Here is a 24,147-nt window from a genome sequence, read left to right on the forward strand (position 1 = left end):
TGACATGACCGCTTTCACGACCCGTCCAGAAATCCTCGGCACCTTCGGCGTCGTCACCTCCACGCACTGGATCGCTTCGGCCGTCGGCATGAGCATTCTCGAAAAGGGCGGCAACGCTTTCGACGCGGCAGTGGCGACGGGTTTCGTGCTGCAGATCGTCGAGCCGCATCTTTGCGGTCCGGGCGGCGACCTGCCGGCGGTGATCTATTCGAAGAAGAAGGACAAGGTCGAGGTCATCTGCGCGCAGGGCCCCGCCCCCGCCGGTGCGACGATCGAACACTATACGGCGGAAGGCCTGAGTCTGATCCCTGGCGACGGGCTGCTTGCGACCGTCATCCCCGGCTCCTTCGATGGCTGGATGCTGATGCTGCGCGACTATGGCTCGATGAGCGTGCGCGATGTGCTGGAACCGGCGATCTATTACGCCGAGCACGGCCATCCGATGCTGCCGCGCGTCTCCGCCACCATCAAGGGGCTCGCCGCCTTCTTCGAGAAGGAATGGCCGACCTCCCATGAGACCTGGCTGCCAGGCGGCCGTGCCCCCGAAGCGCATGCGAATTTCAGGAACCCAGTGCTTGCCGAAACCTGGAAGCGCATCCTCGCCGAGGCGGAAGTGAAAAGCGGCCGGGAAGCGCAGGTCGAGGCGGCCCGCGACGCCTTCTATCGCGGCTTCGTCGCCGAGAAGATCGACGACTATCTGAAGACCGCAGAGGTGATGGATGCAAGCGGCAACCGCCACAAGGGCGTTTTGACCGCCAACGACATGGCGAACTGGTCGGCGATGATCGAGGAGCCGCTGACCTATGATTATCATGGCTGGACGATCGCCAAGATCGGCCCCTGGGGCCAGGGTCCGGTCTTCCTGCAGACCCTGTCGATCCTCAAAGGCTTCGATCTCGCCGCGATGGATCCCGCCGGCGCCGATTTCGTCCATACCGTCGTCGAAGCGATGAAGCTCGCCTTCGCCGACCGCGAAGTCTATTACGGCGATCCTGACTTTTCGGAGGTTCCCATCGCGCATCTGCTGTCGGAGACCTATGCCGCCGAGCGCCGCAAGCTGGTCGGCGCGAACGCCTCCTTCGATCTTCGCCCCGGCATCGTGCCAGGCTTCGAAGCGCAGCATGATCTGACGATGAAGATGCTCGGCGCGGATTCGAAGACCGGTGCCGTCTACGAGCCGACCATGGCGCATCTTTCCGAAAAGCGCGGCGACACCGTGCATATCGACGTCATCGACCGCGACGGCAACATGGTCTCCGTCACGCCATCAGGCGGCTGGCTGCAATCCTCCCCGACCGTGCCCGGCCTCGGCTTCTGCCTCAATTCCCGCGCCCAGATGTTCTGGCTGAAATCAGGCCTGCCGACGTCGCTTGCGCCCGGCAAGCGGCCGCGCACGACGCTGACGCCGTCGCTCGGCCTCTATGAGGGTCGCCCGACGCTCGCCTTCGGCACGCCTGGCGGCGATCAGCAGGAGCAGTGGCAGCTTTCCTTCTTCCTGCGGTATGCGCACCACAAGCTGAACCTGCAGGCGGCGATCGACCAGCCGCTGTTCCACACTTCGCATTTTCCGGGCTCCTTCTATCCGCGCACCCGCGAGCCCGGCAGCCTGATGGCGGAAGCGAATTTCGGCCCTGAAGTCCTCGATGCCCTGCGCCGCAAGGGCCACACGCTGACGGTCGCCGATGTCTGGACGATCGGCCGGCTGACCGCCGCGAGACGCGATGCCGATGGACTGCTGCGCGCCGCAGCCACCCCGCGCCTGATGCAGGCCTATGCGATCGGGAGATAGCCATGACCTGGTCGATCGTCGCCCGTGATCCCTCGACAGGTCATCTCGGCATCGCCGTCGCGAGCCGCTTCTTCGCCGTCGGCGCCCTCGTGCCGCATATTCGCGGCGGCATCGGCGCCGTCGCTACCCAGGCCTTCGTCAGCCCGCTTTACGGCGTCGATGGCCTGTCGCTGCTGGCTGCAGGCAAGGCGCCGGAGGAGATCATCACCGAGTTGACTGAGCGTGACGCCGGCCGCAATCAGCGGCAGTTGCATCTCATCGATGCGAAGGGTCGCAACGCCGCCTTCACCGGTCCCGCATGCATCGACTGGGCGGGGCATCTGATCGACGAAAACGTCTCGGTCGCCGGCAACATGCTCGCAGGTCCTGACGTCATCACTGAGACGCTTGCCACCTACAACAAGGCGATGGACAAGCCGCTGGCCGAACGCCTGCTGCTGGCGATGCAGGCAGGTGAAGATGCCGGCGGCGACAAGCGCGGCAGGCAGTCCGCCGCCCTCGTCATCCATCGCGACCAGGATTATCCCTGGCTGAGCCTCCGCGCCGACGACCATCCCGATCCGCTCGCCGAACTTGTTCGTCTGCATGCGGTGGCGGGTGAACGTTATCTGCATGTCGCCGAGACGATGGCGACGCGGCAAAATCCGAACGGCATGGCCGACAGGCGCGAGATCGATGAAAAGATCGCGGCGCTGGAAGCGGCCCGCATCGCTGAAGGCAGGCCTTCCGCCTCCTTTGCCACGCCTTTGAAGATGTGAACCAGATAAAAACCAAGGGAACGATATGAGTGATGTTTCTTCAGCCTCCGCCTCTCCTGTTCTCTCGGTCCGGAACCTGACGACCGCCTTCCTCGTCGATGGAGACTGGAAACCGGTCGTGCGCGACGTCTCCTTCGACGTCATGCCAGGCGAGACGGTGGCGATCGTCGGCGAAAGCGGCTCGGGCAAGAGTGTCACCTCCCTTTCGATTATGCGACTTCTCGCCAAGGGATCGAGCCGCATCGATGGCGCCATCACCTTGAACGGCAAGGATGTTCTCGCTCTTTCAGAAAAGGAGATGCGCCGGGTGCGCGGCAACGACGCCGCCATGATCTTCCAGGAGCCGATGACATCCCTCAACCCGATCTTCACCATCGGCCGCCAGATCTCCGAAGCGCTCACCTGCCACGGCGATATCGGCAAGGCCGAGGCGCGGGCCGAGACCGTGCGCCTGCTGGAAAAGGTCCGCATCCCGAACGCTGCGTCGCGCTTCGACGAATATCCGCACCAGTTCTCAGGCGGCATGCGCCAGCGCGTGATGATCGCCATGGCGCTCGCCAGCCGGCCGAAATTGCTGATCGCCGACGAGCCGACAACGGCGCTCGACGTGACGATCCAGGGCCAGATCCTCGACCTGATCAAGATGCTGCAGGAAGAAGAGGGCATGTCCGTGCTCTTTATCACACACGACATGGGCGTCGTCGCCGAAATCGCCGACCGCACCATCGTCATGTATCGCGGCGAGGCGGTGGAAACCGGCACGACCGACGACATCTTCCATCGCGGCAGGCATCCCTATACCCGCGCTCTGCTCTCGGCCGTGCCGCGCCTGGGCTCGATGGCCGACCGGAAATGGCCACTGCGTTTCCCGGTCGTCGATACCACGACCGGCGAACGCCGCGAGCCGATCGAAGTGGCTGATACCGTCGACCGCCGCCGGACGCCGATCCTCGAAGTCAAGAACCTCGTTACCCGTTTCGATATCCGCGGCGGCCTGCTCGGCCGCAAGACTGGCGCGATCCATGCGGTCGAGGACGTCTCCTTCGATCTCTTCCAGGGCGAGACGCTGTCGCTCGTCGGCGAATCCGGCTGTGGCAAATCGACCACCGGCCGCTCGATCACCCGCCTCGTCCAGCCGAACGGCGGCAGCGTCAGCCTCGACGGCTATGACGTGCTGAGCCTTGACGCGGCCAGTCTCAGACGGATGCGCCGCAGCATCCAGATGATTTTTCAGGATCCCTTCGCCAGCCTCAACCCGCGCATGACCCTCGGCGCCGCCGTTGCCGAACCGATTACGGAGCACGGCCTCGGTACTGGCGCCCAGGCCCGCGACAAGGCGGCCGATCTTCTCGAACGCGTCGGGCTGAAACCGGACATGATGAAACGGTATCCGCACGAATTCTCCGGCGGTCAGCGCCAGCGCATCTGCATTGCCCGCGCGCTCGCACTCGATCCGAAGGTGATCGTCGCCGACGAAAGCGTTTCGGCACTCGACGTGTCGATCAAGGCGCAGGTCTGCAATCTGCTGATGGACCTGCAGCAAAGTCTCAACCTCGCTTTCCTGTTCATTTCCCACGACATGGCGGTGGTCGAGCGCGTCAGTCATCGGGTCGCGGTGATGTATCTCGGCGAAATCGTCGAGATCGGCCCGCGCGCGCAACTGTTCAGCAACCCGCAGCACGCTTACACGAAGAAGCTGATGGCAACCGTGCCTGTTCCCGATCCCTCACGGCGCGGCATCAAGCGCAACCTCGGAACCGACGAGCTCAAGAGCCCTGTCCGCCCGGTTGGGTACGTCGCGCCGCCGCGCCGATATCGGGAAGTGTCGGCAGGTCATCTGGTGCGGCTCGATGAAGCCGCCTGAACGTGAAAACCCACTCTCCAAAGCATCAGGAAAACAAGTATTGCGGGAAAACAACCCGTGCCCGTGGCGCGCAGGCCATCTTTTTTGCTGCACCGCTTATATGACTTCTGCTAGATATTATTTTACCGATAATTATTAACGACCGATTCCACCCTTTTGTGTTCTCTTATCCTTGCGAATCAAAAAGGTTTGATTTGCCCGGGGACGGCCACCATGTTGAAGCATGGGGCGATGCAACAGTTGGGTAGGAGCCTATGCTGCAACGGATTGAAGACATTGATGCAGCGCTCGTCGACAGGCTGCAGCATTCGGCGTTCAACTACTTCCTGAAATATACCAATCCCGAAAACGGCCTTGTGGCGGATACCTCGATCGGCGGGGTTCCGTGCAGCATCGCAGCCGTCGGCTTTGCGCTTTCCTCCTATCCTGTTGGTGTCGAGCGTTTATGGATCAGCCGCGAGGAGGCAGCCGAACGCACGGTCAATACGCTGCGGTTCTTCGCCGAGGCGCGTCAGGGGGACGAACGCCACGCGACCGGCCATCGCGGCTTCTTCTACCATTTCCTGCACATGGATACCGGCCATCGCGCCTGGAACAGCGAGCTTTCGACCATCGACACGGCGCTGCTCGTCGCCGGCATCCTGACGGCTGCGCAATATTTCAATCGTGAAGACGACGAGACGGAAACCGAAATCCGTGAACTCGCCACCTTCATCTACGAGCGCGTCGACTGGCGCTGGGCGCTGAACAAGGGCGACACGATTGCCATGGGTTGGAAGCCCTCTTCCGGCTTCCTGCGCTGGCGCTATCACGGCTTCGACGAGGCGATAATCCTGTATACGTTGGCGCTTGCCTCACCGACACATCCCATTCCGCAGTCGTGCTACGACGCCTTTACGTCAAGCTATTCCTGGATGCTGCACGGCGAGCAGTCCTATCTCTATGCCGGACCACTCTTCATCCACCTCTTCTCGCATGCCTGGATCGATTTCCGCACCATTCAGGACAAGCCGATGGCGGAGCGGAACTGGGACTATTTCCGCAACACGCAGGTGACGATCAACGTCCAGCGTGACTATGCCGAGCGCAATCCCGGCCAGTTCGTCGGCTATAACAGAAATATCTGGGGTTTCTCCGCCTGTGACGGCCCGCCGCCGACACGGCGCATGCGCGGCGGCCGCCAGCCGAAGGTTCTGGGTTACGCTGCCCGCGGCGCCCCGCTCGGCCCCGATGACGGCACGATCGCACCCTGGGCAGCCCTTGCGTGCCTGCCTTACGATCGGCAGGCGGCTCTCGACGGCACCAAGGCGCTTCTGACGACCTATCCGAACCTGCTCTTGGAAGGCGGCTTTCCCGGCGGCTTCAACCCGACGGTCAAGACCAAGCGGCCGGAAGGCTGGGTGGACGACCGCACCGTCGGCATCGACCAGGGGCTTGTCGTCATGACCATCGAGAACGACCGTTCGGATTTCATCTGGAAGCTGATGCGGCAATCGCCGGTCATCCGCCTCGGCCTCGAACGCGCCGGCTTTACCGGCGGCTGGCTCGAAGGCATCGAGCCGGAAGAAGTGGTGCGCAAGTTCGGCTAAGTCTTATCAGTTCTCGAAGACATGCGCCTTGCCGGCGATGTCGAGGCGAACGAGATCGCCTCGCGCCGGAAGAGCGACGCTCGAGGTCTTGATCAGGATCGGCGGCAGCGCCACGCCGTCAAGCGAAACCGCAACGGTGCAGACCGCGCCGCCGAATTCCACCTCGACGACACGTCCGCCGTGGTTGCTATCGCTTTCATCGGCAACGACGCGGATCTGCTCGGGCCGCAGCATGATCTCCGCCTTGCCCTGACGGCTGCCTTCGACGGCGACGCGGCCGAGGGCGCAGTCTGCGAGGCCGTTGCGGATGATGGCGGGAAGCAGCACGGCATCGCCGAGAAACAGTGCCGTCTCGCGATCGCGCGGATGCAGATACAATGATTGCGGCGACCCGGCCTGGATCAGCCGTCCCTCCCTCAGAACCGCGACCTGATCGGCAAAGGTCAGCGCCTCTTCCTGGTCATGGGTGACGAGGATGGTGGTGATGCCGGCCGCCTGCAGCACGCGCGCAACGGCCTTGCGCATATTTTCCCGCAAACCGGTATCGAGGGCCGAGAAAGGTTCGTCGAGCAGCATCAGCCGCGGCTTGCGGCCGAGCGCACGGGCGAGCGCCACACGCTGTTGCTGGCCGCCGGAGAGCTGATGCGGGCGCCGCGCCAGCATGCCGCGGTCGAGCTCGACCATGTCGAGCAGCTCGAGCACGCGCTTCTCGCGATCAGCAGCCCCTCGTTCGAAGCCGAAGCCGATATTCTCGGCAACGCTTAAATGCGGAAACAGCGCGCCGTCCTGCGAAACGATTCCGATGCCGCGTTTATGCGCCGGTACTGTCGCCGGACCGTCGGCAAGCAGGTCGCCATCCAGCGTCACTCTGCCGACATCGGGTTGCTCGAAGCCGGCAATGATGCGCAGCAGCGTCGTCTTGCCCGAACCGGACGGGCCGACAACGGCGGTGCGGCTGCCCGCCTGGACGTCGAGCGAAATATCCTTCAACGCCTGGACGGGGCCATAGCGCTTGCTGATGTTCTCGATCGTAAGCAGCGTCATTGGCCGGCAGTCCGTTTCGATTGGGTATAGAGCATCAGGGTGAGCGGCAGCGACAGCACGACCATCATGAAGGCGTAGGGGGCGGCCGAGACATAGTCGATCTCGCTGGTCAGCGACCAGAATTTCGTCGCCAGCGTATCGACGCCGTTGGGCGATAGCATCAGTGTCGCCGTGAGTTCGTTGGTGATGCCGAGTGCGGCCAGCGCGACACTGGCGGCGGCTCCCGGTGCTGCAAGCCGCATGGTGATCTGCCGCACCGCCTGGCCCGGGGTGCGGCCGAGGCCCATCGCGGCGCGCTCCAGCTCTACCGGGGCCTGAGCGATGCTGGCACGCAGCCCGACCATGGCGCGCGGTAGGAAAAGCATCACATAGGCGACGAGCAGCGTTGCGAAGGTTTGGTAAAGCGGCAGCACGAGACGCACGGAAATCGTCACCAGTGCCAGCGCCACGACGACGCCCGGCAGCGAGCCGACATAATAGTGGCAGGCTTCAAGCACGCGCTGGAGGCGGCCGGGCGCACGCACGGAAAGCCAGGCCATCGGTGCTGCGGCAATCGTCGCCAACACGCCGCCGATAACGGCAAGCACGATGGTCTGCAGGAAGGCGGTGCCGACTTCGATGCGCCAGATATCGGTGCCACCGAGATAGAGCCAGCGGCCGAGCGTCACCAGCGGCACGCCGAGCGTCAGCGCTGCCAGGATGATCGGCAGCAACATGGCCGGCACCACGAACCAGCCCAGCCGGCGGCGGTCGGCCGGACGCGGCGAGCCGGAGCCGACGCGGGCATAGCGTTCATTGCCGCGCACCAGTACCTCGAGGCCGAGCAGAAAAAGACAGCAGGCGACGAGCACGCCGCCGAGCATGTTGGAGGCAGGGCTGTTGTAGGAGGACTGGAACTGATCGACGATCGCAGTCGCGAACGTATCGAACCGGATCATGACGAACAGGCCGTATTCCGAAAGCAGATGCAGCGCGATCAGCAGTGAGCCGCCGCAGATGGCAAGCCTCAGCTGCGGCAGCACGGCGCGGAAGAAGACCCGCCAGGGATTAAGACCCAGCGAGGCCGCGGCATCCTCGATGGCCGGATCGAGACGGCGCAGCGCGGCTACGACCGGCAGGTAGAGGAACGGATAATAGGCGATGACCGAGACGAAGACACCGCTTTGCAGACCACGCATGCCGGGAACGAGGCTGACCCAGGCATAGCTGTGCACGAAGGCAGGCACGGCGAGCGGGGCGATCGCAAGCCAGGCCCAGAGCCGCGCGAAAGGAATGTCCGTCCGTTCCGTCAGCCAGGCAAGCGTCACGGCAAGCGCGATCGACAGCGGGATGGTGATCGATTCCAGCAGAACCGTATTAACGAGGAGTTCGCCGACGCGCGGCCGGAAGACCAGGGCCTTTACCGTTTCCCAGCCGACATCGTAGGTGACCCAGCCGATGAAGCCGAGCGGCACGAGACTGAAGATCGCAACGAGGGTCGCAAGCAGGATCACGGAAGCGTGCGGCATGCGTCCGCGCAGCAAAACCATTCGCGCGGCCCTCGGCGCGGCCGGCGCCTCGTTGCCGAATGCGAGCAATCTGTTGTCCTGCAGCAAGGCCGATGCCTTTACACGCTGAAAAAGGAAGGCAACCGCCCTTGAAAGGCGGTTGCCGGATATCGTCATGCCCTAAGGTTTTCTTGAGCCGAAAGCAATAGTTTTGGCCGAAGGAAGCCTGCGGCAGAAAGGTTAGATCAAACCGGCGGCCGTCATCAGCTCCACGACCTTCTTGCTGTCGAGGGTCGAAGCTTCGACTTTCGGGGCGTTGAGATCGGCAAGCGGAGTGAGCTTGTCGTTGGAGGGCGCATCCTTGCCGATGGCATATTCATAAGAATCGCGGTCCTTGAGGACTGCCTGGCCAGCCTTGCTGGTGAGGAACTTCAGGAAAGCCTGCGCTTCCTTCATGTGCTGCGTGGACTTCAGGATGCCGCCGCCCGAAACGCTGACGAAAGCGCCAGGATCCTGGTTCCTGAAGTAGTGCAGGCCGACATTCTTGCTGTTCTCGCCGGTCTTGGCCTGATCGCCGAACCAATAATAGTGATAGATGATCGCGCCTTCGACTTCGCCTGAATTGACCGCTTTCATGGCAACGCTGTTGCCCTTATAGGGCGTGGCGTTTTCCTTGAGAGCCTTCAGCCAGTCGGCCGTCGACTGTTCGCCCTTGAGCTGCAGCAAGGCGGCGACGATGGCCTGGAAGTCGGCACCGGCAGGTGCTGCACCCCAGCGGCCCTTCCAGACCGGATCTGCGAGGTCGAGCATCGACTTCGGCAGCTTGTCTTCAGTCAGCTTCGTCTTGTCATAGGCAAAAACGGTGGTGCGGGCCGCGATGCCCGTCCACATGCCGTCAGCCGGGCGATACTGGTCCGGAACCTGATCCAGCGTTTCCTTTTCGATGGGGGCGAAGAGGCCCGCGCCATCGACCAGCGTCATTGCTGGCGAATTCTCGGTCAGGAAGATATCCGCGGGAGAGGCGTCGCCTTCCTGGATGATCTGGTTGGCGAATTGCATGTCGCTGCCCTGACGCATGGTGACCTTGATGCCGGTCTCCTTGGTGAAAGCAGCGATCCATTCGCGGCCTAGGCTTTCGTGCTGGGCATTGTAAACGACGAGACCTTCGTCCTGCGCATGGGCGCTGCCTGCGAGCGCGGTGGCGGAGAGAAGCGAAGCGGCAAGCGCTAGGGAAAAGCGGTTAAGAGCGATGTTCATGATGGCCTCCATGGCGATGTCACCCGAGCTCTCCAAGGGCGATGAGAGGCGTATATTTTTCCTGACTGCCGATTTCAAGTTTGGCTTGGCCGGAAAAGCCACACAATATCTTGACTACATGTTTCATATTACATGGGAATAAATCGCGATTGATCAAAAAAGGCGACGCTCCGCGAGCGCCGCCCTCTTTTGCAGCCTCTTGCAGCCGGCTTATTCGACGTCGAACTTGACGCCCTGCGCAAGCGGCAGCGTCCTGCCGTAATTAATCGTGTTGGTGGAGCGGCGCATATAGGCCTTCCAGGCATCCGAGCCGGATTCGCGCCCGCCGCCGGTCTCCTTCTCGCCGCCGAAGGCGCCGCCTATCTCGGCGCCCGATGGTCCGAGGTTGACGTTGGCGATGCCGCAATCCGAACCGCGGGCGGAGACGAAGGTTTCGGCCTCGCGCATGTCGTTGGTGAAGATCGATGACGACAGCCCTTGCGGCACGGCATTGTGCAGCGCCAGAACGTCGTCGAAGTCACTGTATTTCATCACATAAAGGATCGGCGCGAAGGTCTCGTGCTCGACGGGGCCGGTCTGATCCGGCATTTCGACAAGCGCCGGACGAACGTAGAAGGCGTCAACCGAGCCATTGTCGACGCGCTCGCCGCCGGTCACAATGCCGCCAGCCGATTTCGCCTCGCCAAGCGCTGCCTGCATCTTCTTAAAAGCCTGGCCGTCGATCAGCGGTCCCACAAGCGTACCGCTTTCCAACGGATTGCCGATGGTGACGGAGCCATAGGCCTTCTGCAGGCGCGGCACCAGCTGGTCGTAGACGCTGTCATGCACGAAGAGACGGCGCAGCGTCGTGCAGCGCTGGCCGGCCGTACCCATGGCGGAGAAGGCGACGCCGCGCAGCGTCAGGTCGAGATCGGCGCTCGGGCAGACGATCGCCGCATTGTTGCCGCCGAGTTCGAGAATGGCGCGGGCGAAACGCTGCGACAGGCGCGGACCGACGGCGCGGCCCATGGCCGTCGAGCCCGTGGCGGAGACGAGTGGGATCTTCGGATGATCGACCAGCACTTCGCCGACCTCGCGGCCACCGATGATCAGCGTCGACAGATTGGCCGGTGCGCTACCGCCCTCGGCGACGAAACGCTTCAGCGCCTTTTCGAACAGCGCCTGCACGGCAAGCGCCGTCAACGGCGTCTTTTCCGAGGGCTTCCAGACGGTGGAATTGCCGCAGACCATCGCGAGCGCCGCATTCCACGACCAGACGGCAACCGGAAAGTTGAAGGCAGAGATGATGCCGATCACGCCGAGCGGATGCCAGCTTTCCATCATCCGGTGCTCGGAGCGCTCGGTGGCGATCGTCAGGCCGTAGAGCTGACGGGAAAGGCCGACGGCGAAATCGCAGATGTCGATCATCTCCTGCACTTCGCCCAGGCCTTCCGAGGTGATCTTGCCGACCTCGATCGAAACGAGACGGCCGAGCGCCGCCTTGGAGGCGCGCAGCTCCTCGCCCAGCAAGCGGACCAGTTCGCCGCGCTTCGGCGCCGGCACGGCACGCCATTCGAGGAAGGCCTGGTGCGCCTCTTCGATCGCCGTCTTCGTCTCGGAAACGGAATGTTCCCTGAGTTTGCCGATTTCCTTGCCGGTGACCGGCGAGGTGACGGAAAGCGTGCCGCCGTGATAGCGGCCGGCATCGACGCCGAGGTCGGCAAGCAGCTTGGCGGTTTCGGAGGCGAGATCGAGGACGGCGATGGTCATTGTCGTGTTTCCAATCTTATTATTCTCAGAAGCGGGCATCGGCGAAATGGGCGACCTGAGCGCCGGCTTCGTACCATATTTCCTTGAGTGCACGGAAGCTTGGCTCGGCGGGCGAAGTCAGCGGCAACGGCAGATCGGCTTCCGGAAGCCGGCCGAGGATATGCTCCGCCAGCGTACGGCCGAAGACCGTACCGGGGGCAATGCCGCGGCCGTTGTAGCCCGAAAAGCCGACGACACCAGGTGCGAATTTGTGGAAGCGCGGCAACGCATTATCGGTCATGCCGATCCGGCCATACCATTCGCACTCGAATTCGACGTTGCCGATAACAGGGAAGAGCCGCTTCAATGCGCGCTTGGCCCAGCCCTTGTGTACGGCCAGTCCGGTATTGCGCAGCGCCCCGACACTGCCGAAAACGAGACGGCCGGCCTGGTCCATACGGAAGGAGGAGAGGATTTCTTTGGTATCCCATGCGCCTTCCCGCCCCGGCAGGATCGACTGACGCAGATTGTGGCCGAGCGGCACAGTGGCGAAATTGAAATAGGGCAGATGCACCTGTTCGCTGCGCACCTGCTCCCACGGGCCGGTGCTGTAGGCATCAGTCGCAACGATGATCCACTCCGCGCTGACTTCACCCTTGGCTGTCTTCACCATCCAGCGGCTGCCATTACGCTCCGTCGCGATGACCGGGCTGGATGTATGAATGGCGACGCCCGCCTTGACGGCGGCATGGGCAAGGCCGCGCGCATAGGCAAGCGGCTGCAGCGTGCCGGCGCGTTTGTCGAGCAGCGAGCCTGTATAGCCATCGCTGCCGATACGTTTTGCCGTTTCGGCCGCATCGAGCAGCCTCACGGCTGCGCCGCGCGCGGCCCATTGCGCCGCGCGTGCCTCGATCTCCTTCAGCCCATCAGCGCCGACCGCGCAATGCAGCGTGCCGTTCCGTTCGAGTTCGCAGGCAATCTGATGTTTGTCGATCAGCTCCATGACGAGCTTCGGCGCATTGCCGAGCAGATCGAGAAGACGTTCGCCATGCACCGGACCGAGCACGCCGGGCAGATCGTTCGGCATCACCCACATGCCGGCATTGATCAGCCCGACATTGCGCCCGGCACCGCCGAAGCCGATCTCCTTCGCCTCCAACAGCACCACCTTCGACCCGGCTTCGGCAAGATGCAGGGCGGAAGAGAGGCCGGTGTAGCCACCGCCGACGATGACGACATCGGCCGACATCGCGCCGTCGAGAGGCGACGTCGTCGGCGGTTCGGGCGCTGTATTTTCCCAGAGGCCGTGGGAGCGCGGATCATTCAGCATGGCTCAGTCCGATCAGAGCGAAATCGCGGGATACTCTAATGCATAAAAGAAAGTGTTGAACCTGCCATTTCACGCAACCGTCTTCAACGGCAAACCCACAAGGCCGAGCGCCTCCAGCGCCGAATCCAGCGATGCCGCCTGGCGTTCGGCGTAGAGCGCCAGCTCGTCCTGGACGGTGGCGCCAAGTGCTGCCTCGAAGGCGTCGCGGTTCGAGCGGGTCGCGTAGTTCTGCTGCTGGTCGGTGCCGAGGTTCGACTGGAAGATGCCGGCCGCGCTGACGGGCAGGAAGTCTTCGTAGACGATCGGGGTGAAGGTGAGGTAACCCGAGGCGATCAGTGCCTCCGGATCACCGGGCAGCGTGCTGCCGGCCGCGGCGGCAATGCCCGCAGGCGTCGCGGAATAGCGGAAGAAGGCCAGATTCTCTCTGCGCAGCTCATCCCAGCTGTCCGGCAGTGCCTTGAAACGTGCGGCGAGTTCGTCGTCGTAGGCACCGGCTTTGGCGCCGCCGGCGCCGACCTGCACCTCGCCGCGAACGGAGGCGAGCAGCTGGTCATAGAGCGTCCGGCCCTTCGCCGTCAGCGCCACGCCGCGCTGTTCGATCTCCCCGAAGCGGGCGGTATGCGTCCCTTGCATCGCGCCGTCATCACCGGAAAAGGCGATCATTTCCTCCAGCGCCTTGAAACTCGTCTGCCGCAGCAGGATATCGCAATGACGACGCGGCGGCCCTTCGATGACCGCCTTTGGCGTAATGCCGCGTTCCGGCATGCGGGCCTGGACCGCATCGATATCGAGCGTGCGCGGCGTCAGATGGTTGATGTGCGGCCCCTTGAAGCTGACGACGTCGGCGATCAGCCGATGGGCATCGTGCAGACGCTTGTAAGTGTCGGCGCTGACTGTCGCTTCGCCATGCCAGCGGAAGGTTTCCAGCGCCTCGGCGACGAATTCCGTCGCTTCCGCCTCGCTCAGGCCGCCGTTCTGTTCGTGGCGCTCGATCAGCGCGACGGCGCGCGGCGTGTAGATCCGCCGTTTCGCCAGAATGGCTTCGGCCTCGCCGCGCAGCCCTTCGTCCTCGATCAGTTCCAGTCGCAGCAACGAGGTGAAGACGCGGAACGGATTGACGTTGAGCGCTGCCTCGTCGATCGGCCGGAAGCTGGTGGAATGAACCGGCACGCCGGCAACCGAAAGGTCGTAATAGCCGACCGGCTGCATGCCCATGACCGCAAACAGCCGGCGGATGGTGAAAAGCTCGTCGGCCGTACCGAGCCTTATGGCGCCGTGGCGCTCGACATCGATGCGCTCCAGCTCGCCGGCCCGGGCCAGGCGATCGCGCAGGTCGGGATCTTTTTCGAGGCAGCCGGCATTCACATCCGTCACCAGTTCGATCAGCGTGCCGTATTGCGGCACCTCCGCCCGGTACATCTGCGACATCGCCTCGGTAAACAGCGATCGGATGCGGTCTGGGGAAACGAAGGCTTGCGGCATTGGGAAACTCCGGCTCATTCCGCTTTTGCAGGATGAACCTCTTTACACGCGCCAGAAAGCGGCAAATATCGCCATTTTGGAAATAGCCCATTCTGAAACGGAATGATCATGCTGACGTCTAGACGTTTTCTGCCGTCGATTTCGCATCTCGTCGCCTTCGAGGCGGTCGCCCGCACCGGCAGCGTGACGGCAGCGGCGCGCGAACTCGATCTGACACAGAGCGCCGTCAGCCGCCAGGTAAGCGCGCTGGAGGAGCAGCTTGGCGTCGAGCTCTTCCTGCGCGAACGCCAGACCATGCGGCTGACGCTTGCCGGCGACGGATATGCCCGCGAGATTCGCGAGGCGCTGCGGCGGATATCGAGCGCTTCGCTGAACCTGCGCGCCAATCCGCATGGCGGCACGCTCAATCTCGCCATCCTGCCGACCTTCGGCACGCGCTGGCTGGCGCCGCGCCTCGGACGCTTTCTCGCCGCCAATGCCGGCGTAACCATCAATCTGGTGACCCGGCTTTCGCCTTTCGATTTCCGCCTCGATTCGATCGACGCCGCCATCCATTTCGGCCACCCGCACTGGCCGGGCGCCGAACTCGCACTGCTGATGTCGGAGCGCACGGTGCCGGCCTGCAGTCCGGATTTTCTGAAGCAATATGCGATCTCAGGACCAGAGGATCTGCTCGCCGTTCCGCTTCTGCATTTGACGACGCGTCCTGACGCCTGGGAGCAATGGTTCGCCGGCAATGGCGTTTCCTTCGAAAGCGTGCACGGCATGCTCTTCGACCAGTTCGCCACGGCGGCGCAGGCGGCAATCGCCGGCCTTGGCGTCGCCCTGCTGCCGACATTCCTGATGCAGGAGGAGATCAGGCGCGGCGATCTCATCGCAGCTGTCGACCGTGAAATGGAGAGCCGCGAGCGCTATTATCTCGCCTTTCCGCCCGAGCGCGCCGATTATGCGCCGCTTGCCGCCTTTCGCGACTGGATCGTCGCAGAAGCCACCGCCAACCCGGCTGCGTGACGAACGGCTTGCATCGGCATGGCGCTTTCGACCATTATGCGCTCCAAACAACTTTGCAGGAAATCTTCATGAAGCCGATCTTCGTCCAGCTCCAATGCGCACCCGGCAAGACTTACGATGTCGCCGACGCGATCTACCAGACCGAACTGGTCTCGGAGCTCTATTCGACCAGCGGCGACTACGACCTGCTGTTGAAGGTCTATATCGAGGAAGGCCAGGATATCGGCAAATTCATCAACGACAACATCGCCAATATTCCCGGCATCGTCCGCTCGCTGACGACGCTGACCTTCAAGGCTTTCTGAATTCCCGTCAGACGCGGTTAACCTTTTCGCGAAGAAATACGCTTTGCCGGGTGCTGCCTAAACCGCACCTTAACGCGAGACATGTCTGGTCGTTGTTATCACGGGCTCGCGTCAGCGCGGGCCGGCATGTGCAGCGATAGGTGGAAAATGTCGATCGTCGAGGCAGAGAGGGCGCGTGCGAAGCCGCAGTTGGAAACGGCCCCACTGATCGTCCATGTCGTGCGCCAGTTCCTGCCCAATCGCGGCGGCCTGGAAGACGTGGTCGCCAATCTCGCCCGCCAGACCGTGCGCCGCGGTTACCGCGTGCGCGTCGTCACGCTGGATTCGCTCTTCACCTCGCCTGAAGACAAGCTGCCGCTTCGCGAAGATATCGACGGCATCGAAGTGGTGCGCATTCCCTGGTTCGGCAGCAGCCGCTATCCGCTGGCACCGCAGGTTTTCCGCCATCTCGCCGATGCCGATCTCGTCCATGTCCATGCCATCGACTTTTTCTTCGACGCGCTCGCCTGGGGCCGGCTGCTGCACGGCAAGCCGATGATCGTCACCACCCATGGCGGCTTCTTCCACACGCGGAAATACGCGACGATCAAGAAGATCTGGTTCCGGACATTGACCCGTGCTTCGGCGATGGCCTACCGCCGCGTCGTCTGCTGCAGCGCCTCCGACCTCAAGCAGTTTTCCGAGATCGTGCCCGACAGCCTGCTGATCGAAAACGGCGCCGATATCGGCAAATTCGCCGACACCGCTTCGCGCCGGGCAAAACGCCGCATCGTCACGATCGGCCGGTTTTCGGTGAACAAGCGGCTGGACCACCTGCTCGATGCGATGGCCATGCTGAAGACCCGCGATCCGGAATGGCATCTCGACATCGTCGGCGCCGAATCCGACCTGAACCGGGCGGATGTCGAAGGCGCAATCGAAAGCCGTGATCTCTCCGGGCGCGTCACCCTGCATGTGTCGCCCGAGAACGACACCATCCGGCGCATCATCGCAGAAGCCTCGATTTTCGCCTCCGCTTCGGAATATGAAGGCTTCGGCCTGGTGGCGCTGGAGGCGATGAGCGCCGGTCTGCTGCCGGTGCTGAACGCCAACGATGCCTTTTCGACGCTCGCCGACCGGCATCCTGTTCTCCTGCTTGCCGATTTCACCAATCCCGAGAGCGCCGCCACGGCGATCGAAGCCGCCCACCAAGCTCTTTCGCGCCAGCCGGACGCCGTTCGCGCCGGGCTTCTCGACGCCGCCCGCGGCTATTCCTGGGATATCGTCGCCGGACGCTACATCGATCTCTACAGATCGCTTGATGTCGTCGCCGCGAAAAGCATCTGATCCTGTCTTCCTGCCGCATAAGCTACGGGGTTGCGAGTGTGAAAAGACGCGGCGCTGTAAAATCGCCGGTTATGCTCTCGCCAGACGAATGATCTCGTCGAGTACGAATTTGCGCGATTGCGGCGGCGTCAGATTGTGGTCGGCATCCGGCAGCATCAGCAGCCGCACGTTCGGATAGCGCGACAGCCTGGCGCCGCGCGGCCCAAAGTGGAAATAGACGTGGTCGAGCCCGACATCGGCCTCGCTGTAGATCAGCGTCAGCGGTACCTTACGCTTGCCGAACAACGCGAATGAGTGCCGGACCTCGCGGGCGATATGGCGCCGGTCGGGAAGTAACTCGAGCAGCGGCGCGATCCACGGCGACAACCGGCGGCCGGCGGCGATGACGATGTTCCGCAGCGCCGCAACCACGTCGACCTGGCCGCGCAGCAGCCGCTTCAGCGTGTCGAGTCGCGCGAGGCGCTGGCTATAATCATCGAGGCTACGGGGAACGGAGACGACATGCTCCCGTCGCACCGGCATGTCGGGATCCCAATAATAGACGAACGGATTGATCGACACGACCGCCTTCAGCCGTTCGTCGGCGACGCCGGCGCGGAAGGCGACATAGCCGCCGCTGCATCGGCCGGCGACCATGACGGGCCCGGCGACGACGCTTTCGAGCAGATCGAGCGCGGCGACCGCATCCGTGGTCTGCGAATCCGAATAAAGCACCTGTTCCGGCGCATCCGGCCGCGGCGGGCTGTCGCCGACATTGGCGGAATCAAAGCGCAGCGAAACGACGCCTTGGCGAGCGAGCTCGCGCGCCATATCAACCGTCGTCCGTCCCCAGCCGGCATGCCGGTCGTAGGCCGTCGACAGGAAGAGCACGGCATTACCCTTGATCTCGCCGAGCGGCCGGCTGACGACGCCGACCAGATGATTATGGCTTCCGAAACGGACCGGCGTTTCCGCAAAACCATCGCCGGCAAGCGGCAGGCTGTCGATCGCTGCCGGCGATTGGGCGGCGGATGTCTCCGTCGTCGTTGTCTCTAGCCACGTCGTCAGCAGTGCCACGACAGCCATCGGCGTCTTGGCAAACAGCGGATTGGTGGCGAGCTCGTCATAACCTTCGAAAGCCTTCTGCTCGACATCGGCGCCAAGCGCCTTCAGCGTATCGGCAAAACCGGTATCCTCGGCCTTGGCAGGACGTTCTAGGATCAAATAGCGGGGAGCTGCAAGCTCCTGCGGCGAGGCGATGCTGAGCTTGCCGAGCTCGGCAGCGATCTCTTCGGGCATGACGAGCCCGGCAATCTGCACCTTGGCAGTCTGGACATGCTCCTTGCCGAGGCCGAGATCGGCATCGATGATCTTGGACCACATGTTGAGTTCGCGCAGATAGGCCCGGCCGCTCAGCACCGGCGCCAGCATGACGAGGCTGTCGACGCCGTCGATCGAGGAACCGACGCGATGGGCAAGGGTCGCGCCGAGGCCTTGGGCGATGAGGATGACGCGGTCGCAGCCGCTCAGTGATTTCAGCTTGGCGGCGGCCGCACGGATCGAATCTTCCCAGGTTTCCAGCCTTGCCGGCAGAGCGCCGAAATCGAGCGCATCGCCGGTGCCGCGATAGTCGAAGCGCAGGCTCGCCACGCCGATATCCGAGAAATGCTCGGCCGCGACGCGGAAGAATTTCCGGCTGCACATCTCCTCGAAACCCCAGGGACTGACGAAGAGCACGGCGGCCGAACGTTTCTTGGCGAGAGGATTCTCAGGCATGAACAGCCCGATCGTGCCGTCGAAGACGACAGGCAGGGCGGCACTCCGTCCCGCGCCTTCGGCCGGCTCGAGCGAGAATTCACCAGGCGCGACCTTGGCGCGATCGGGATCGCCGGGAAGTCGTGGCGCGATGAAATTGATCGCACGGCCGACCGGCCGGCGCAGCAGGGACGGCATCTTCTCGAGAATAGAGCGCATGACTTCGACATCCTCGCCCGGCACGGCGCGCAGCACCCGCAGTGCTGCGAAATAGCAGAATGCGCCGGCGATGATCGCGCCGACCAATCCGGCCGGACCCTGGACGAATTCCAGCACGGAAATCGCGCCGCAAGCACACAGCACGGAGGCGAGCGTCACCTTCGTCAAGCTCGCGTAGAGGCCCGAAAGCTGGGATCCGAATCCTGTCTGTCTGATCATCATCACCGACATCGCAACGAATACGAGGATACGCACGAGTGCGGCACCCTCGGCTGCAAGCCTAGGTATGATGAGTAAACAACCCACTACCATCAGAAGGCCACCTATCACACTGATGTTCAGGCGGGAGCGGGCCCTGTCCATCGACAGCAGGTAGAGGCTGAGGATCTGCATGAAGGTATAGGCGGGAGCAACAAGCGCAAGCAGCGCCACCACCGTCCCGCTGCGGCGGAATGCTTCACCGAACACGACGAGCACCAGTTCACTGGAGATCGCGGCAAGCCCCAGGCTCATCGGCAGCACGATATAGGCCATGCTGCGGGTGACGGCGGCAAAGACCTCGACCGGCAACGTCGAATCGTCGCTGCTGTGCCGCCGCTCGGAATAATAGGGCAGCAGGCTGCCGGTCATCTGGATCGGCAGTTGCAGCGCGATATTCGCGATCGACAGACCGACGGCATAATAGCCGACCATCTCCACCGACCAGAACTGCTGCAGGAAGAGCAGCTCGAGCCGGTTGAGGAAAATGGAATCGATGATGAACTGGATCGACAGGATGACGGAGGAGGAGGCGAGATATTTCAGCGAGACCCCGCACCAGTCGCGCCGCGCCAGAAGGATCGGCAGCGTGGCGAAAAACAGCACCAGTTGGCCGAGCGCATAACCGACGAGAACGCCTTCGACGCCGTAAAAAACGGCGCCGACGGCAACGCCGGCAAGCTGCACGATCGAGACGGCGACCGTCAGCTTAAAGAAGGCGCCCAGTTTCTTTTCGCCGATCAGGTAGAATTTGACGAAGGAACCGATCGCCTGGACGAAGAACAGCACGCCCGTGACCAGAGCGACGGAAGGCGCGGTGTCGGCCCAGTGCATCTTTTCGGAGGTCAGGAAGAATAGGGCGTAGAGCGCCAGCAGCACGACGGTCGAGAACATCATGAAGCTGACGAGGATGGCGGCAAAACCCCGGCGGCGGCGCGCGTCGAAGCCGTCCGCCGAAAGTTGCGGCAAGGTCTTCAGCAGCGTGATGCTGGAGCCGAGCTCGGCGATCGAGGCGCCGGTCACCACCAGCCAGAGCGAAAAGGCGACGATGCCGTTGGCTTCCGGCCCGAGCAGCCGCGCGGTTATGATCGAGGAAACGAAGCCCGTCAGAAGCAGCAGCATGCCTGCCGCGCCATTCATCACCGAGTTTGCGATAATACCCTTCGACATCTGTCCATCCGTCAGGATCGGCCTACCGCCGCATACCCGCCATCTCTAATGCGAAAATGTTAAAATAAAGCGGAGTGGCACCTTAGCTGGCCTGCATCGCCGCCAGCGTCTGAAGCGCCTTCTCGTAGCTGTTCTCGGCGAGGTAACGCAGCAGGAACTCCCGCGCCTTCTCGGCCTTCTCTCGTGCACGCTCGGGTGTGCGGAAGATGTCCCGCAGGTGCGCGGCCGCCGCCTCGGGTGAGGGATCGGCCCAGACCGCGCCTTCGAGCCCGGCAAATTCGGGATGGGTATCGACCACCGGAATGAGGGGAGAGGCAACCAGCCAGCTATTGTCGGGATCGCAGAAATCCACCGTGCCCGACCAGGCCGTGGAAACGACGGGGGTACGCTGCATGATCGCCTCGGCCACCGTCAGCCCGAAACCCTCGGAACGATGCAGCGAAAGATAGGCGTCTGAACAGCGGATGAGGCCGTTGATATCGGAGTCCGACATCCTGTCGGTGACGATCCTGATCCCGGTATTGCCCGCGACCGAGCTTATCAGTTCGCGCAGGCCCTCATCCTTGTTGATATCGCCGCTGGCCTTCATCAACAGGAAGGCGCTGGGGCATTCGGCGGCAAATATCCTGAAGGCCTCGATGATGGCCTGCGGATTCTTCCGGTTGATCGAGGAGCCGGCGCTGAAGATGAAGCTGACGAGAAAGGCGTCCTCCTCGATGCCGAATTTCTGGCGCATGCCTTCCGTCGCCGGCTTCTCTGTGACGGGATGCGGAACGACGATGACCGGTGCCGCAGTGAGGGGCGCAATCGCCCGCCTGGTGAATTCCGACGGCACGAAGACGGCATTCATGTAATGCATCGCATTGCGCCACTCGGCCGGCACGACTTCGAGCTCCCAGGCGAAATAGCCGATGTTGAAGGCGCGGGTGAAATTGGCAACGCCCTTCTTCAGGATGGCGCGCGGCAGCATCGGCGGATTGAGATGCCAGATCCGGCTCCCCGCGGCTTCGGTGGAGAGATGCGACGGCATCCATCCGGCAAAGGAATTCTCGTCAGGATGCGTGCTGACGTCGGAGAGTGAGATCGCCCGCCCAGCTTCCGACAATGCGCCAGCGCAGAGCCTTGCCGATTCGCCGACGCCGACCGCCATCGAGAGATAGCCGACGATTTCCACCGGCCTGCGCGGATTGAAGGCAAGACGCGACCGCGGGATCAGCCGCTGCAGGACATGGGCGCGCAGAAGGCGGTATATCGTTCTCAAATCACGGTCTTTCCCAATGGATCGGCATCATTCTTCGCAGGGGCGTCAGCCCTCGATTGCGACGCGATGCGAACTGCCTAGACTTCTGATCTCGCCCGCAGGCGGAATATCGCTTTCCACGCCGGACAGCGCGTGGAGCCTCACACGCCGCATCGGACCGGGGGCAAGGTGGAACCAGTCGTCCTCGGCCCGATAGCCCTCGACGTCGATATGCACCGATTGCGCCAGCCGGTCGGTCCTGATGTCAACGAACCAGTCGTCGCCGTCTCTGGTGAATGATGCTTCGATACCTGCATCATGCAGCGCCTTCTCCCGTCCGCACGGGAAGTGGAAGCTCTCGGCGAGAATGGCGCCGTCCGCCAGCGAGCGCAGGCGCGCCACACTGGCATCATGCGCCGGCGGCCCGAAACGGAAGGCATAGGTCGTATCGAAGAAGGCGCCGAACAGCGCGGTGCAGGCAAGGCGCTCCGTGTCTCTTGCCGCCAGCTTGAAGGCCCTGCTACCGCTGACGACCTGCTGTTTTCCGCCGCGCAGGCACACGACTTCGAGCTCGACGTCGAGTGCTGCATCCGTCTCGTTGATGACATGCACGTCGAGACCGTTCGTTCCCTCGTCGGTGAAGATCACTTGCACCGGCCGGAATGCACGGCGCATCGCATACCAGACCGGCTTCGGCTCTCCGGTGGAGTCGATCACTCCCCAGCCCGGGCCCGGCAGCAGGTCTTGCAGCGTCCAGACGAGCGCGCCATTGCAGGCGGAGCCCTTGCGCCGCCATTCGGCAAAAGTCTCCTCGATCACCTCGCCGGTAACGGCGCGGGAGAGATCGAGATAGCGTTCCGGATCTTCGCGGCGCAGCTCAGCCGGATCGAAACCGTAGAGAAGCTGCAGGTAAAAGTCGCGAACGTCCTCGAAATCCCATGATGCGCTGCGGTCGCGGGGCACGCGGGCCTTCCACAGCGGGCTGTGGACGGCGGGCACATCGAGATGGCGCTGCAGCGTCCTTTGCTGCGGCACATGCGCGAAGGCGAGGCTTTCGGAGGCAAAACGCACATCGGCGCGGCGCGCATCGGCAATCGGCCGCATATAGGCGCCGACGCCGTAATAATGCGCAATACCGGCATTGGGCGAAAAGGGCATCGCCCCGCCATGCGGCGAGTTCGGCACATAGGGCACGTCGGGGCGCATGCGCGCGACGACCGCCGGAATGATTTCATCGGTGACCGGCCCGCTCCAGAATTCCGCCGGCAGGCCGAGCATTGCCGCCTGCTGGCGAATTTCGCTGCCGCCGCAAAGCACCGCCAGCGAAGGCGACGCCTGCACGCCGTGCAGGAATTCCTCGACCTCCGCATGCACGTGGCCAAGAAAAGCCTTGTCGTTGCGCGGATAATCGAAATTGGCGAACATGAAGTCCTGCCAGACGAGCAGGCCGAGTTCGTCGCAGAGCGCGAAGAAATTAGGCGTTTCGTAGGCCATGGTGCCGCCGATGCGGATCATGTTCATGCCGGCTGCAGCGGCAAGCCGCAGGAACGGCTCATAATCCGCCCGCCCGCCCGGCAATCGCGCGATATCGGCAGTCGTCCACACCGCGCCGCGGCAGAAGATACGCTCGCCGTTGACGAGGAGCGCGAAGTCGTCGCCATCGGCACCACGGTCGACGTCGATACGCCGGAAGCCGGTCCTGCCGAGCGGATATTCAACCCCGTCGGAAACCAGCGTCAGCGCGTAGAGACGCGGAGCGCCATACGTATGCGGCCACCAGGCCTCGATGTCGGAAAGCTTGAGGATAGCCGAGTAATGACTGTCGCCGACCTTCTCGAACGGCTGCTCCATCCCGCCGCAGCGCAGCAGCATTGCCGGATCCTCGGCATTGCTATGCAGGGAAACGCTGAGGCGGCCGACGCCACTCTCCTCCAATACGGCGCGGATGGAGACGTTGTCGATCGAGACGGGATGGCGCCGCACCATCGAAATCGGCCGCCATGGCCCGACGGCATGGATATCGGGGCACCAGCCCGGCATATGGCCGAGCAGCGTCGTGCGGAAATTCTTCAAGCCCGCCGGCGTGATCATCTGCGGCCGCCAGCGCGCGCGGGGGCCCGGCTCCGACAGACGGGGGCCGAGCGCCCGGAAGCACAGTGCCAGTTCGTCGCCGCCCGAAAGCGTCACCGGAATCTCGTGCGCCGTAAACATGCTCTCGGAAAACAGGATTTCCTGGCCGTTCAAGAAGACATGGCAAAGCGTCGCCAGCCCTTCGAAACGCAGGATCGCGTCGCCGGGCTCGGCATCGAAAAGCCGGCAGAGATACCAGGCATCCCGCGTGTTCAGCGGCTCGGGATTTTCACGGTCGAAGAGCCCGGCTTTTTCGAGCGCGGCGGCGACGGTGCCGGGAACGGGTGCTGGAATGAACTGGGCGGAGAGCGGGATGTCGTGCGGCACGGCGCAGGCGCCCGGCTCCGTCAGGATCAGGTTCCAGCCTTCGGAAAGTAGACTTTCCTCGGCACCGATACTCGCCAAACGCCCCCGCATGGTCAGATC

The 24,147-nt window shown here is 63.2% G+C and carries 16 protein-coding genes; 7 read left to right on the forward strand and 9 right to left on the reverse strand.

The window, feature by feature from the left end; all coding sequences use genetic code 11:
* Positions 1-4 precede the first annotated feature (4 nt).
* The 4 genes from RWK44_RS03535 (at position 5) to RWK44_RS03550 (ending at position 6,000) form a co-directional block, all read left to right on the forward strand.
* Complete coding sequence (locus tag RWK44_RS03535; protein WP_316028363.1) at positions 5-1,789, forward strand: gamma-glutamyltransferase family protein; 1,785 nt, start codon at positions 5-7, stop codon at positions 1,787-1,789.
* Between the two features lie 2 nt (positions 1,790-1,791).
* Entirely contained in the window at positions 1,792-2,547 is a 756-nt protein-coding gene (locus RWK44_RS03540) for a DUF1028 domain-containing protein (RefSeq protein ID WP_131620022.1), read from the forward strand.
* A gap of 25 nt (positions 2,548-2,572) precedes the next feature.
* On the forward strand, positions 2,573-4,411 hold the full coding sequence (locus RWK44_RS03545) for an ABC transporter ATP-binding protein (protein WP_316028364.1): 1,839 nt from the start codon (positions 2,573-2,575) through the stop codon (positions 4,409-4,411).
* 254 nt (positions 4,412-4,665) lie between these two features.
* Positions 4,666-6,000, forward strand: a complete 1,335-nt coding sequence (locus RWK44_RS03550) for a glucoamylase family protein (protein ID WP_316028365.1) — start codon at positions 4,666-4,668, stop codon at positions 5,998-6,000.
* Positions 6,001-6,006: 6 nt separating this feature from the next.
* On the opposite strand, the gene RWK44_RS03555 is transcribed toward RWK44_RS03550, so the two are convergent.
* From RWK44_RS03555 to hglS, 6 genes are all read right to left on the reverse strand, one after another.
* The gene (locus tag RWK44_RS03555; RefSeq protein WP_131620025.1) at positions 6,007-7,044 is read right to left on the reverse strand and encodes an ABC transporter ATP-binding protein; all 1,038 of its coding nucleotides are present in this window, start codon (positions 7,042-7,044) and stop codon (positions 6,007-6,009) included.
* Positions 7,041-8,708, reverse strand: a complete 1,668-nt coding sequence (locus RWK44_RS03560) for an ABC transporter permease (protein ID WP_316028366.1) — start codon at positions 8,706-8,708, stop codon at positions 7,041-7,043. Before RWK44_RS03560 ends, RWK44_RS03555 begins: the two co-directional genes overlap by 4 nt.
* A gap of 63 nt (positions 8,709-8,771) precedes the next feature.
* Positions 8,772-9,788: an iron ABC transporter substrate-binding protein gene (locus RWK44_RS03565; RefSeq protein ID WP_131663142.1), complete on the reverse strand. Its 1,017-nt coding sequence runs from the start codon at positions 9,786-9,788 to the stop codon at positions 8,772-8,774.
* Positions 9,789-9,998: 210 nt separating this feature from the next.
* Positions 9,999-11,537, reverse strand: coding sequence for an L-piperidine-6-carboxylate dehydrogenase (gene amaB / locus RWK44_RS03570; RefSeq protein WP_316028367.1), 1,539 nt, complete (start codon positions 11,535-11,537; stop codon positions 9,999-10,001).
* Between the two features lie 25 nt (positions 11,538-11,562).
* Positions 11,563-12,846, reverse strand: a complete 1,284-nt coding sequence (locus tag RWK44_RS03575) for an NAD(P)/FAD-dependent oxidoreductase (RefSeq protein WP_316028368.1) — start codon at positions 12,844-12,846, stop codon at positions 11,563-11,565.
* Positions 12,847-12,915: 69 nt separating this feature from the next.
* Entirely contained in the window at positions 12,916-14,346 is a 1,431-nt protein-coding gene (hglS, locus tag RWK44_RS03580; RefSeq protein WP_316028369.1) for a 2-oxoadipate dioxygenase/decarboxylase HglS, read from the reverse strand.
* A gap of 84 nt (positions 14,347-14,430) precedes the next feature.
* Here hglS and RWK44_RS03585 point away from each other — a divergent pair, with 84 nt between their 5' ends.
* The 3 genes from RWK44_RS03585 to RWK44_RS03595 all read left to right on the forward strand — a co-directional run bounded on the left by RWK44_RS03585 (position 14,431) and on the right by RWK44_RS03595 (position 16,970).
* Positions 14,431-15,339, forward strand: coding sequence for a LysR family transcriptional regulator (locus tag RWK44_RS03585; protein ID WP_168321278.1), 909 nt, complete (start codon positions 14,431-14,433; stop codon positions 15,337-15,339).
* A 68-nt stretch (positions 15,340-15,407) separates the two neighbouring features.
* Positions 15,408-15,644 (forward strand): Lrp/AsnC ligand binding domain-containing protein, encoded by a 237-nt coding sequence (locus tag RWK44_RS03590; protein WP_003543721.1) that lies wholly within the window; start codon positions 15,408-15,410, stop codon positions 15,642-15,644.
* Between the two features lie 147 nt (positions 15,645-15,791).
* Entirely contained in the window at positions 15,792-16,970 is a 1,179-nt protein-coding gene (locus RWK44_RS03595) for a glycosyltransferase family 4 protein (RefSeq protein WP_316028370.1), read from the forward strand.
* 69 nt (positions 16,971-17,039) lie between these two features.
* On the opposite strand, the gene RWK44_RS03600 is transcribed toward RWK44_RS03595, so the two are convergent.
* The 3 genes from RWK44_RS03600 to RWK44_RS03610 form a co-directional block, all read right to left on the reverse strand.
* Positions 17,040-20,351: an oligosaccharide flippase family protein gene (locus tag RWK44_RS03600; RefSeq protein ID WP_316028371.1), complete on the reverse strand. Its 3,312-nt coding sequence runs from the start codon at positions 20,349-20,351 to the stop codon at positions 17,040-17,042.
* Positions 20,352-20,433: 82 nt separating this feature from the next.
* Positions 20,434-21,612: a glycosyltransferase family 4 protein gene (locus tag RWK44_RS03605; protein ID WP_168255969.1), complete on the reverse strand. Its 1,179-nt coding sequence runs from the start codon at positions 21,610-21,612 to the stop codon at positions 20,434-20,436.
* Between the two features lie 45 nt (positions 21,613-21,657).
* The gene (locus tag RWK44_RS03610; protein ID WP_316028372.1) at positions 21,658-24,138 is read right to left on the reverse strand and encodes a glycoside hydrolase family 2 protein; all 2,481 of its coding nucleotides are present in this window, start codon (positions 24,136-24,138) and stop codon (positions 21,658-21,660) included.
* Positions 24,139-24,147 lie beyond the last annotated feature (9 nt).

Source organism: Rhizobium sp. 25PS6 (assembly GCF_032464655.1).
Lineage (GTDB): Bacteria > Pseudomonadota > Alphaproteobacteria > Rhizobiales > Rhizobiaceae > Rhizobium > Rhizobium laguerreae.